At 41.8% G+C, this 12,208-nt stretch carries 15 protein-coding genes; 13 read left to right on the forward strand and 2 right to left on the reverse strand.

Annotated elements, in window-relative coordinates; translation table 11 throughout:
• Positions 1 to 3: 3 nt before the first annotated feature.
• A complete protein-coding gene (gene mciZ / locus J7I96_RS22870; protein WP_072273199.1) occupies positions 4 to 165 on the reverse strand; it encodes a Z-ring formation inhibitor MciZ in 162 nt (53 codons plus the stop codon).
• A gap of 75 nt (positions 166 to 240) precedes the next feature.
• Between mciZ and J7I96_RS22875 the strand changes: the two genes are divergently transcribed.
• Together J7I96_RS22875 and J7I96_RS22880 are read left to right on the forward strand one after the other, a co-directional pair.
• Complete coding sequence (locus J7I96_RS22875; RefSeq protein WP_214772128.1) at positions 241 to 792, forward strand: NUDIX hydrolase; 552 nt, start codon at positions 241 to 243, stop codon at positions 790 to 792.
• On the forward strand, positions 793 to 1,974 hold the full coding sequence (locus J7I96_RS22880; protein ID WP_214772126.1) for an endonuclease Q family protein: 1,182 nt from the start codon (positions 793 to 795) through the stop codon (positions 1,972 to 1,974).
• A gap of 36 nt (positions 1,975 to 2,010) precedes the next feature.
• Here the strand turns inward: J7I96_RS22880 and J7I96_RS22885 are convergent, their stop codons facing one another.
• Entirely contained in the window at positions 2,011 to 2,574 is a 564-nt protein-coding gene (locus J7I96_RS22885) for a GNAT family N-acetyltransferase (RefSeq protein WP_214772125.1), read from the reverse strand.
• Positions 2,575 to 2,713: 139 nt separating this feature from the next.
• Between J7I96_RS22885 and spoIIM the strand changes: the two genes are divergently transcribed.
• From spoIIM to sigF, 11 genes are all read left to right on the forward strand, one after another.
• Positions 2,714 to 3,361, forward strand: coding sequence for a stage II sporulation protein M (gene spoIIM / locus J7I96_RS22890; protein WP_034308157.1), 648 nt, complete (start codon positions 2,714 to 2,716; stop codon positions 3,359 to 3,361).
• 119 nt (positions 3,362 to 3,480) lie between these two features.
• Positions 3,481 to 3,930 (forward strand): ferric iron uptake transcriptional regulator, encoded by a 450-nt coding sequence (gene fur, locus J7I96_RS22895; RefSeq protein WP_214772180.1) that lies wholly within the window; start codon positions 3,481 to 3,483, stop codon positions 3,928 to 3,930.
• 166 nt (positions 3,931 to 4,096) lie between these two features.
• Positions 4,097 to 4,324 (forward strand): YqzK family protein, encoded by a 228-nt coding sequence (locus tag J7I96_RS22900; RefSeq protein WP_034308153.1) that lies wholly within the window; start codon positions 4,097 to 4,099, stop codon positions 4,322 to 4,324.
• Positions 4,325 to 4,329: 5 nt separating this feature from the next.
• Positions 4,330 to 5,223, forward strand: a complete 894-nt coding sequence (gene xerD, locus J7I96_RS22905; protein ID WP_214772124.1) for a site-specific tyrosine recombinase XerD — start codon at positions 4,330 to 4,332, stop codon at positions 5,221 to 5,223.
• Between the two features lie 296 nt (positions 5,224 to 5,519).
• A complete protein-coding gene (gene deoB, locus J7I96_RS22910; RefSeq protein ID WP_214923417.1) occupies positions 5,520 to 6,722 on the forward strand; it encodes a phosphopentomutase in 1,203 nt (400 codons plus the stop codon).
• Positions 6,723 to 7,535: a purine-nucleoside phosphorylase gene (locus J7I96_RS22915; RefSeq protein ID WP_048680164.1), complete on the forward strand. Its 813-nt coding sequence runs from the start codon at positions 6,723 to 6,725 to the stop codon at positions 7,533 to 7,535.
• Between the two features lie 66 nt (positions 7,536 to 7,601).
• Positions 7,602 to 8,906: a pyrimidine-nucleoside phosphorylase gene (locus J7I96_RS22920; protein WP_048680161.1), complete on the forward strand. Its 1,305-nt coding sequence runs from the start codon at positions 7,602 to 7,604 to the stop codon at positions 8,904 to 8,906.
• 206 nt (positions 8,907 to 9,112) lie between these two features.
• Positions 9,113 to 10,279 carry a D-alanyl-D-alanine carboxypeptidase family protein gene (locus J7I96_RS22925; RefSeq protein WP_214923419.1) on the forward strand — a complete coding sequence of 389 codons (1,167 nt, stop codon included), beginning with the start codon at positions 9,113 to 9,115 and terminating at the stop codon, positions 10,277 to 10,279.
• 131 nt (positions 10,280 to 10,410) lie between these two features.
• On the forward strand, positions 10,411 to 10,761 hold the full coding sequence (spoIIAA, locus tag J7I96_RS22930) for an anti-sigma F factor antagonist (RefSeq protein ID WP_034308142.1): 351 nt from the start codon (positions 10,411 to 10,413) through the stop codon (positions 10,759 to 10,761).
• Between the two features lies 1 nt (position 10,762).
• Positions 10,763 to 11,203 (forward strand): anti-sigma F factor, encoded by a 441-nt coding sequence (spoIIAB, locus tag J7I96_RS22935; RefSeq protein WP_034308139.1) that lies wholly within the window; start codon positions 10,763 to 10,765, stop codon positions 11,201 to 11,203.
• 13 nt (positions 11,204 to 11,216) lie between these two features.
• Complete coding sequence (gene sigF, locus J7I96_RS22940) at positions 11,217 to 11,984, forward strand: RNA polymerase sporulation sigma factor SigF (protein ID WP_034308137.1); 768 nt, start codon at positions 11,217 to 11,219, stop codon at positions 11,982 to 11,984.
• The last annotated feature ends 224 nt before the right edge of the window (positions 11,985 to 12,208 follow it).

Consider the following 12,208-nt stretch of genomic DNA (forward strand, 5'->3'; position numbering starts at 1 on the left):
AATTCACTTGATCCGTTTTAAGGGAGTGGGTGGCACCTGATCGTGAATGTCGGCAATCCAATCATTGACATACACATATTGATTTTGCAATTGCTTTAGTTTTTGAAGGATTTCCCAGCTCTTTCCGGATAAAGTAACGCTTTTTTCCAATACGTAAACTTTCATTAAATCGCCCTCCATCTCTATTATGGTAAAATGTATGAGGAATCATGCTGCAATTAGAACAGAGGAGTGGTCACGATGAAAAAATTTGAAGAAAAAACACTGTCTTCGGAAAAAATCTTCACAGGAAAAGTAATCAGCCTGCAAGTGGATGATGTAGAGCTTCCTGATGGGAAAACGGGTAAACGTGAAATAATCAAGCATCCGGGAGCGGTTGCCGTCATAGCTCTAACGTCAGAAAATAAAATCATCATGGTTGAACAGTACCGTAAAGCACTGGAGAGAAGCTTGGTGGAAATTCCTGCAGGGAAGCTTGAAAAAGGCGAAGAACCGGTGCTGTCGGCTAAACGGGAGCTGGAAGAGGAGACAGGTTATGAATGTGAAAAAATGGAGCACATCATATCCTTCTATACATCCCCAGGTTTCGCCGATGAATTGGTCCATATGTATGTGGCCCACAATTTGAAAAAGAAAGAAAATGCGGCACCGCTGGATGAAGATGAATTCGTCGAGATGCTTGAACTTACGCTGGAGGAAGCTCAAACTTATCTGGATGAAGGGAAGATCCAGGATGCCAAAACGGCATATGCAGTTCAGTATCTGCAGTTGAAAAAGGCGATGACATCATAAATGAAAGAGTATTACGCTGACCTGCATATCCATATAGGCAGAACGAGAAGCGGAAGGGCCGTGAAAATAACAGGTGCTAAAACGTTAACCTTCAGCAATGTGCTGCAAGTGGCAAGTGACAGGAAGGGCCTTGATCTAATCGGGATAATCGATTGTCATTCTCCTGAAATTATCGAAGAGATCGAAGCGGGGATTCTTGATGGCGAAATCACGGAAAAGACTGATGGCGGACTTCAGTACAAGAATACAACCATCATTCCGGGCTCGGAGATTGAAATTTATGATCATAATTGTAATGGACCGATCCATGTCCTTGCCTATTTTCCCACTTTAAAAGCGATGAAGGAATTCTCCTCATGGATGAGCGGACATGTTAAAAATATCACCTTGAGCTCCCAAAGGATTTATTGTGATGGAAGAACGCTGCAAAAAACCGTGAAGTCACTGGGCGGCCTGTTTATCCCGGCACATGTTTTCACCCCATTTAAAAGCTTATATGGAAAAGGGGTGCGATCCAGTCTGACTGAAGTATTCGATCCGGAGCTAATTGATGCCATCGAACTTGGTTTAAGTTCAGATACAGAAATGGTCAAGGATATCGAGGAGTTGGACCCCTATGTATTCGTAACAAATTCCGATGCGCATTCGCTTGGGAAAATCGCTCGTGAATATCAAAAAGTCCTGCTTGAAGAACCAAGTTTCAATGAGCTGGCAAAAGCCCTTAAAGAAACAGGGAATCGCAAGGTGACCGTTAATTATGGATTGAACCCCTTATTGGGAAAGTATCATCAAACCGTATGTTCAGGGTGTTTACATCAGGTATTGAGGGATAGTGAACAATGTCCTGAGTGTGGTAATAAATCCATTATTAAAGGGGTATCGTCCAGGATTGAAGAACTCTCCGTTTCCGGGATGGACAGAAGAGACGGAAAGGAAAGGCCGCCGTATATCCATCAAGTGCCACTCGACTTCATCCCGGGACTCGGACCTAAATCCATGGAAAAACTGCTGGTGGCATTTGGAACAGAGATGAATATCCTTCATGAAGTTACGCTTGAACAGCTAATGGAAATCGTTCCTGAAAAATTGGCGGTCTACATCGATTCTGCCAGAAAAGGGACGCTTTCTTTTGAAGTGGGGGGCGGAGGAAAATATGGAAAGGTCAAAAAGGAATTAACCTGAAAAAAGTCCTGACAGATGAGATCTGTCAGGACTTTTTTAATTTGTTGTTTTTGCATAAATGGAGGTGTCCCGCACTTCCGTGCCGTCTGCACTAAGGCAGTCATTACGCAAAATTCCTTCAAGGGTGAATCCAAGCTTCTCGGGAATTCGTTTGCTGGCAATATTATTAGGGTCACAGCGGATTTCGACCCGTTTTGCACCGTAATGGTAAAAGGCGAATTTAGTTAACTTTTCCACTGCCTCCGTTACGTAGCCCAGTTTACTGAATCTCGTATCAATCCAATAGCCAATTTCGAATTTAGGGATAGCCCAGTTGATTCGGTGCAGACCAGTGGAACCGATGAATTGATCGTCTTCTTTCCTATAAATATGGAGTCTGATATCCTCTTTTAAAATAAAGTCAGCAAAGGCCTTAAGGACGTTCTGTTCAGAAGTTTCCAAAGAAACATCTTGATGGGCAAACGGCAGCCACTGTTTCAATTCAGGTTTAGAATGGACAATGGCTTCGTAAAGGTCCAGGCCATCGCCAGGCTGACAAGGTCTTAAATATAATCGAGGGGTTTCAATTTTTTCGGGAAAATCCATTAATATAGCCTTCATAACCTGCCTCCATCTCATTGATGTGGAAAATTATAACATGAATTGGGTTCAATGTGTTCGGCTGAAGAGGAAAGTTTTCTTAGCATAAATGAAAGAGCGAAAACATAGATTCTAGTAAGCGGAGTTGGGAGGATGAAAGATGAAAAAAAAATCTGTCGTACAAAATGCCGTAATGAAACATATTAACGAACATTCCTCATTATATGTCTTTATCACTGTGCTTTTTTTGATGGGTGTCATTTTTGGGGCAATATTGGTGAATAGTTTGAGCTTTACCCAAAAGGAAGACTTGTTCTATTATTTATCGCAATTTTTCGGACAAGTATCCAAAGGTGAATTTGCATCTTCGCATGATATGTTCAGCCAAAGTATTATGCATAATATAAAATATATCGGGGTCATCTGGATTCTCGGAATATCGGTCATCGGTTTGCCTGTCATCCTGGTTTTGTTATTTATAAAAGGGATGGTCGTTGGATTCACGGTCGGCTTTTTAGTCAATCAAATGGGATGGAGCGGGTTCTTATTATCGTTTGTCGCTATTCTACCCCAAAATATATTCATCGTCCCGATATTCATCGTAATAACCGTCCTTGCCGTTTCACTATCCATGAAAATGATCAGCCGGATTTTCCTTAAGCAGGTTCGTGAACCGCTGAAGCCGATAATTTCACGGTATATTTTCTCATTGGTTTTGTCGGGGCTATTCTTGATTACGGCTGCTGCATTTGAAGCGTACCTATCCCCTTCTTTAATGAAAAATGTCGTAAGTTTATTGGGGCATTGATGGAAATATACCGTTCCCGCAAATTTTTTTATCATTAACAAGAAATCTATTTTGACAGTTTTCCCTCTTTTGATATAATGGATAAGATAGCGGCGCGGGAGGGAATATTAGGTATGGAAATAGAAAATAGAATTGATAGGATAAAAAAGCAGTTACACTCGTCCAGCTACAAATTAACGCCTCAGCGAGAAGCGACCGTCCGCGTTTTACTTGAGCATGAAGAGGATCATTTAAGCGCAGAAGACGTTTACCTCCTTGTCAAAGAAAAGTCGCCGGAAATTGGATTGGCAACAGTTTACCGTACGCTAGAGTTGCTGACTGAATTGAAAATAGTGGATAAAATTAACTTTGGAGACGGGGTTTCCCGTTATGATTTAAGACAAGAAGGAGCTGCGCATTTCCATCATCATCTTGTTTGTGTGGAATGTGGTGCGGTAGATGAGATCCAGGAAGACCTACTTGAAGACGTAGAAGACATTGTGGAACGCGATTGGAACTTCAAGATAAAAGACCATAGATTAACCTTTCATGGCATTTGTCATCGATGTCATGACAAAGAAGAAAAGTAGGGTGAATGAAGACGGGCCTTTTCCATTTAATGGAGAAGGTTTTCTGCATTTAATAGCTGGTTTTACTCAAGTAAGAGCTGTTTTTGACTTCTCCTTTCCGAAACACGTATAAAACTTGTCCTGTTGGGCATAGATTGATACAAAGGGTCGAATGGGAGGGGAAAGGATGAAAACATCATTATCGCTTATTTTGCACACGGCTAAAGTGATGATTCTCTTTGTGAGCTTCACTGTTCTTTTTTATATAGGAATGGTATGGTTAAATCAGGAATATCAAAGTTATCATCGTTATGATGAACCGAAAGGCATGGCTGTAAAAGTATCGAAGGCTGTTGATACGGGTGATGATGCATGGCTTGAACGCCTAATGTTGTTTTATTTAAACGGGGAGTAATGAATATGGAGAATCAAATTAGGGATTTCATTCATTTTTTAACCATTGAAAAAGGACTTGCCAAGAATACGCTCGTCTCGTATGAGCGTGACTTAAGATCATATTGGAGCTTTCTGAAAGATGTTGAAACCATTGAAGATTGGAATGATTCGCGGCGGGTGAACATCCTGCATTTTCTCGTGAAGTTAAAGGATCAAGGGAAATCATCGAAGACGGTGGCGCGTCATATAGCTTCCATTCGATCTTTTCATCAATTTCTTCTAAGGGAAAGAGTGACAAATCAGGATCCGTCCATACATATAGAAACGCCAAAGCCGGAACGAAGCCTTCCAAAGGTGTTAAGCATGGAAGAGGTGGAAGCACTATTGGAAGCCCCGAAGAAAATGGATGAATTCGGATTACGCGATAAGGCAATGCTCGAACTGATGTATGCGACGGGTATGCGTGTCAGTGAGTTGATATCCATGGATGTGAGTGATGTCCATGCATCGATGGGTTTTGTCCGTTGTGTAGGGAAAGGAAATAAAGAGAGGATCATTCCGATTGGACAAACTGCATTGGGTGCGATTGAACATTATATGGAAAGTTCCCGGGGGAAAATGGCCAGCCCAAAGCACAGGACAGATTCACTTTTTTTGAATCATCATGGAAATAGGCTGACAAGGCAGGGATTTTGGAAGATTCTAAAAAAACTTGTAAAATCGGCACAGATTGAAAAAGAAGTTACACCGCATACACTGAGACATTCTTTCGCGACACATCTATTGATGAATGGGGCTGATTTACGTGCCGTCCAAGAAATGCTTGGTCATGCGGATATTTCGACAACTCAAATTTATACCCATATTACGAACGTACGGATCAAGGATGTCTATTCAAAATTCCATCCGCGAGCTTAAAGGATTAATAGAATGATAGAAAGGTTGTGAATTTAACTGCGAGGCAGTTGAAGGAGCAGCCTTTTCTGTGTCGGCGAGACGGCTATAAGGGATGCTGATGATTCTAACGCACATCTTATGGCACTTTGTTTCATTCCGAAATATATTATTTGTCTCCATCATGGTAATCGTTTACAATGTAGAGAGGTCAGACTTCTGACGTTCTTGCGATTTCATTTAAATGAAGAGTAACTGAGCAGAATAAGGGTATTATAGAGAGTATAAAAAGTGATTTACTATTTTAGGAGGAATGACTCATGAAAGGGAATTCAGCATTTAAACGAATATTTGTAATAGTTATGGATTCAGTTGGGATTGGCGAAGCACCTGATGCAGATTTATTCGGCGATAAAGGTGCGGATACACTCGGCCATATCGCAGAAAAAATGAATGGATTGAACATGCCGACTCTCGCAAAATTGGGTTTAGGCAATATCCGTGAAATCAAGGGAATTGAAAAAGCTCAGCAACCTCTCGCATACTATACGAAAATGAAGGAAGCCTCTACAGGGAAAGATACGATGACTGGTCATTGGGAAATCATGGGATTGAATATATCGACTCCATTCCGTGTATTTCCAGATGGTTTCCCGGAATTATTAGTCAATGAACTCGAGGCGAAAATGGGTCGGGGGATTATTGGGAATGTCCCGGCAAGCGGCACGGAAATCATTGAGAGGCTTGGCGAGGAACATATGAAAACGGGTACGCTGATTGTATATACATCAGCTGATTCCGTATTACAGATTGCTGCACATGAAGATATCGTCCCGATAGACGAATTATACAAGATTTGTGAAATTGCCCGTGAAGTGACAATGGCTGATGAGTACAAGGTTGGACGCGTTATTGCCAGACCGTTCACTGGTGAACCAGGCAACTTCAAAAGAACGCCTAACCGTCATGATTATGCATTGAAACCGTTTGACCGGACAGTAATGGACGAATTGAAAGATTCTGGATATGATGTCCTTGCAATCGGGAAGATCTCGGATATCTTTGATGGGGAAGGTGTCACTGAATCATTAAGGACCGTATCCAATATGGATGGAATGGATAAATTAATTCAAACAGTAGAACAGGATTTCAAAGGGTTAAGTTTCCTTAATCTAGTCGACTTCGATGCTTTATACGGTCACCGCCGTGACCCAGAGGGATACGGAAAGGCATTGGAAGAATTCGATGCTCGCATGCCTGAAGTCCTTGATAAACTGAAAGAGGATGATTTATTGATCATCACTGCCGATCACGGGAATGATCCGGTCCATGAAGGAACCGATCACACACGTGAATATGTACCATTGTTAGTCTATTCCAAACGATTTACAGAAGGTGCCGAACTCCCAATAAGAGATACATTTGCTGATATTGGGGCGACGGTCGCTGCTAATTTTGATGTGAAAATGCCTGCCTTCGGAAAAAGTATATTGGGCGATCTAAATTTAGGGGAGAATAAATAGATGTTTAATAAAATAGAGACTGCTGCGTCATTCATAAAAAGTAAAATTGAAGGCTCTCCGGAGATAGGACTGATTCTTGGTTCCGGACTTGGAGTATTGGCGGATGAAATTGAAAATCCGATAACGATTCCTTACCACGAAATCCCGGAATTCCCGGTATCGACTGTTGAAGGACACGCTGGACAGCTTGTTATTGGACAATTAAGTGGCAAAAAGGTTGTAGCGATGCAAGGACGTTTCCACTTTTATGAGGGTTACTCCATGGAGAAGGTCACTTTCCCTGTCCGTGTAATGAAACTTCTTGGTGTTGAACAGTTAATCGTAACGAATGCTGCCGGAAGCGTTAATGAAAGCTATCAACCAGGTGACTTGATGCTCATTACGGATCATATTAATTTAATGGGGGCAAACCCATTGATTGGTCCTAATGAAGAGCGTTTCGGCCCTAGATTCCCTGATATGTCGGAAGCTTATAATAAAGACCTTCGGACGCAAGCAAAAAAAATAGCAGCTTCACTAGGATTGGATATCAAAGAAGGTGTCTATATCGGTAATACAGGACCGACCTATGAGACACCGGCAGAAGTGAAAATGGCAAGGATCCTTGGCGGGGATGCAGTTGGTATGTCGACAGTCCCGGAAGTTATCGTAGCAAGGCATAGCGGAATGAAGGTGCTCGGAATCTCATGCCTTACCAATATGGCCGCGGGCATTCTGGATCAGCCTTTGTCACATGAAGAGGTAATTGAAACGACTGAAAAAGTGAAAAGCAGTTTTCTTGAATTTGTTAAGCAAATCGTTAAAGACATATAAAACGAACCAAAAAAATACAAGTACACCTTAAGAAAATCGGTGTCTTTAAAAAGTGGGGATTCTAATATGAGAATGGTAGATTTAATCGAGAAAAAGCGTGATGGAAAGGCTCTTACTACAGAAGAAATACAGTTCATCATCAATGGGTTTACCGATGGATCGATTCCGGATTACCAAATGAGCGCTTGGTCAATGGCTGTTTATTTTAAAGGCATGAATGAGCAGGAACGTGCTGATCTAACCATGGCAATGGTCGAATCGGGAGATCAAATTGATTTATCGATGATTGAAGGAATTAAGGTCGATAAACATTCAACAGGCGGTGTGGGTGATACCACAACTCTAGTGCTTGGACCATTGGTTGCTGCTGTTGGTGTTCCAGTGGCAAAGATGTCAGGACGCGGTCTTGGCCATACAGGCGGGACGATCGATAAGTTGGAGTCTGTAAAAGGATTTCATGTCGAAATAGAAAATGACGAGTTCATCCGGCTTGTCAATAAAAATAAGATAGCTGTCATTGGGCAAAGTGGTAACCTGACTCCGGCCGACAAAAAGTTATATGCATTGCGCGATGTTACGGGTACCGTTAACAGTATCGGTTTGATTGCTGGCTCGATCATGAGTAAGAAAATCGCCGCTGGTGCAGATGCAATCGTACTTGATGTTAAAACGGGAGCGGGCGCTTTCATGAAAACTCTCGAAGATTCCGAAGAATTGGCGCATGCAATGGTTAGCATTGGAAACAATGTGGGACGAAACACGATGGCTGTCATTTCCGATATGAGCCAACCGTTGGGTTACGCAATCGGAAATGCTTTAGAAGTGAAGGAAGCAATCGATACGCTTAAAGGAGAGGGGCCGGAAGATTTAACGGAACTTTCTTTAACACTGGGAAGCCATATGGTATACCTTGCCAAAAAAGCAAGCTCGCTGGAAGAAGCAAGAACCTTGCTGGAAAATGCGATCAAGGATGGTTCTGCACTTAACTCATTCAAGATTTTCCTGGAAGCGCAGGGAGGCGATGGTTCGGTTGTGGATCAGCCGGAAAAACTACCGCAGGCTGCTCATACTTTCGAGCTGGAAGCGAAAGAGGACGGATATGTATCGGAAATCATCGCTGATGAAGTAGGAACGGCAGCCATGCTCTTAGGCGCCGGGCGGGCGACAAAAGAATCAGAGATTGATTTGGCAGTCGGACTGGTACTTCGTAAAAAAATCGGGGAGACCGTAGCAAAAGGTGAATCACTTGTGACGATTTACAGCAATTTTGAAGATGTTTCAAAGGTAAAAGAAAAATTGTATGAAAGCATTGCGATTTCCAAAGAGAAAATAGAAAAACCTACATTGATCTATAAAGAGATCATGGAATAAACATTTTCCAAAAAAGGCCGCGCTTTTGAGCGGCCTTTTTACGTTTTTCCCATTGAATTCTTAAAAGAGGATGCCCATGCGCATCCTCTTTTAATTTGGTTCACTTTGTTACCCTATATCCAGTATATGTTCAAAATTCATCTTTATTTGTATAAAAATGGTTTTAATGGAAAAAATAAAAAATATAAAGATTGGAGGGTATGGAGATGAAGCGGATTCTTTCTGTTTTTTTAACCGTTTTGGTAGCATTGGGTTTTAACACCCCGCATACAAAAGCAGCTGAAGAAAAAGGAGTCGAACTGGCGGCAAATGCTAAATCCGCTATTTTGATTGAACGGGATACAGGTACTGTTCTCTATGATAAAAATGCAGACGATCGCCTTTCACCGGCAAGCATGACGAAAATCATGACGATGCTGCTGATCATGGAAGCGATCGATAAAGGCGAACTCAGCATGAAGGAGAAAATCAGGACTAGTGAGTATGCAGCGTCGATGGGCGGTTCCCAGATTTTCCTTGAGCCAGGAGAAGAAATGACCACGGAACAAATGCTTAAGGGCATCTCGATTGGTTCGGCGAATGATGCATCGGTGGCGATGGCTGAACGTCTAGCTGGATCGGAAGAAGAGTTTGTCAGGGAAATGAACAAAAAGGCGAAAGACCTCGGGTTGAAAAATACAAAGTTCCAAAACGCAACGGGACTTCCTGTTAAAGATCATTACAGTTCGGCACATGATATGTCGATCATGGCGAAGGAATTATTGAAATACGATACGATTACAAGGTTCACGGGTACATATGAAGATTATCTCCGTGAAAATACCGAAAAGAAATTTTGGCTCGTCAACACAAATAGGTTAGTGAAATTTTATCCTGGGGTCGATGGACTGAAAACAGGATTTACAAATGAAGCGAAGTATTGTTTGACAGCTACTGCTAAAAAAGGGAATATGCGTGTCATTGCCGTCGTTTTCGGAGCCGTTTCTCCAAAGGAACGAAACGCTCAGGTTACCAAGATGTTAGATTATGCATTTTCACAATACATCACATACCCTATTTATAAACGCGGTGAGGTGTTAGGTGAAGCCAAGGTAAGTAAAGGGCAAAAGAAAACCGTGGTGGGCGTCACAAGTGAACCTATATCAGTTTTGACAGCCAAAAACGGAACGGCAAAGGACTTTACAAAAAAAATCACGCTTGAAAAAGATTTGGATGCCCCGATTAAAAAAGGTGATGAAATTGGTACGCTTGAATTGAAGAAAAACGGCAAGGTATATGTCGAATCTCCGATTGTTGCGAAGGAAACTGTTGATAATGCCAGCTGGTGGCAATTGTATAAACGGGCTTTCGGCATGTTTACCCAAGCGAAATAGAATAAATTGTCGCATTGCCTGTTAATCGTACTAATTTAGGCGAAACTCCACTAGTTTTGCTAGTAGGGAGGAATCGGCAGGTGAAAAAGAGAATTTGACTCTTTATAAGACAGTGAAGGAGGCTGTATATAATGAGTCTTACGATTAATATGGAGGCGAAAAACCGCGTATTGTGCATTCGTCTCAAAGGTGATTTAGATCATCATACAGCAGAAAAATTGAAGAATCAGGCAGAGGCAGCCATTCAAAAGCATAATATCAAGCATATCATCCTCAACATGGAAGAACTGGATTTTATGGACAGTTCAGGGCTCGGAGTTATTTTGGGGCGTTATAAGCAGGTAAACAAAAAGCAAGGTGAAATGGTGGTCTGTGCAATTTCTCCAGCAGTAAAGCGGTTATTTGAGATGTCAGGGTTGTTTAAAATTGTTAAAATGGAACTATCCGAAAAAAACGCTTTGCAAAGACTGGGGGTTGCCTAATATGAAAAATAAAATGGAAACGAAATTTTCTGCACTTAGCCAAAATGAATCTTTTGCCAGGGTAACTGTTGCGGCATTCATTGCCCAACTGGACCCGACGATGGATGAATTGACAGAGATCAAGACTGTCGTGTCAGAAGCCGTTACGAATTCGATCATCCACGGGTATGAGAGTGACCCGGAAGGTTGGGTCTACATTTCAGTGGTCATCGAAGGCGATACTGTGGAATTGACCATCCGGGATGAAGGACTGGGCATTGAAGACGTCGAGGAGGCTAAACAGCCGTTATTTACGACAAAACCCGAACTTGAACGTTCCGGTATGGGATTCACCATCATGGAAAACTTCATGGATGAAATCAATATAATTTCCCATAAGGGCGAAGGCACGATCATTCGATTAAAAAAGCACTTAACTACAAGCAGAGCTTTGTGCAATTAAGGGAGACTTGCATATGGATGTGGAGGTTAAAAACGAGAAGAGCAAGAAAGGCCAGCCCCATTTAAAAGATGAGGAATTGCGGAATTTAATCCAACGCAGCCAGAGCGGTGACCAAGATGCGAGGAATCTGATTGTCAATAGCAATCTGAGGCTTGTATGGTCAGTAGTGCAAAGATTCCTCAATCGAGGTTACGAACCGGATGACCTTTATCAAATAGGCTGTATAGGTCTGTTGAAGTCCGTGGATAAATTTGACTTATCGTTTGAAGTGAAATTCTCAACGTATGCTGTGCCTATGATCATTGGTGAAATCCAACGTTTTATCCGTGATGACGGAACGGTTAAAGTAAGCCGGTCATTAAAGGAAATGGCGAATAAAATTCGCAGGGCCAAAGAGGAACTTTCAAAGACGTATGGCCGCGTCCCGACTGTCAATGAATTGGCGGAACATTTAGAGCTATCGCCAGAGGAAATCATCATGGCCCAAGAAGCTAGCAGGAGCCCTTCATCGATCCATGAAACGGTTTACGAAAATGATGGAGATCCGATTACTCTTCTTGACCAGATTGCCGACCATAATGAAACATCCTGGTTCGATCAAATCGCTTTGAAAGAAGCCATACATGAATTGAATGAACGTGAAAGGCTGATTGTTTTCCTGCGGTATTATAAAGATCAGACGCAATCGGAAGTGGCGGCAAGGCTTGGTATTTCCCAAGTTCAGGTATCAAGGCTGGAAAAGAAGATTCTTCAGCAAATGAAAAACCACATGAATCAGTGATTCATGTGGTTTTTTTATTGAACTGAAAATAAATACTGATTTTAGGAAAAAGTAAAAGTGATTTAAGATGAAAATAGGGATGGGGTCGAATTTTTAGTTGAATTTAGGAATAAAAACGAATATTATAGTAAAGGTCGCGTTTCTCATTCGTTTTTTTTATCTTTCTTTCAATGAATATTGAACAGTTAAAACGTCGATGCAATACAATATTAGGACACCTTGTC

The sequence above is a fragment of the Bacillus sp. ISL-78 genome (genome assembly GCF_018613455.1).
Classification (GTDB): Bacteria; Bacillota; Bacilli; order Bacillales; family DSM-1321; genus Peribacillus; species Peribacillus frigoritolerans.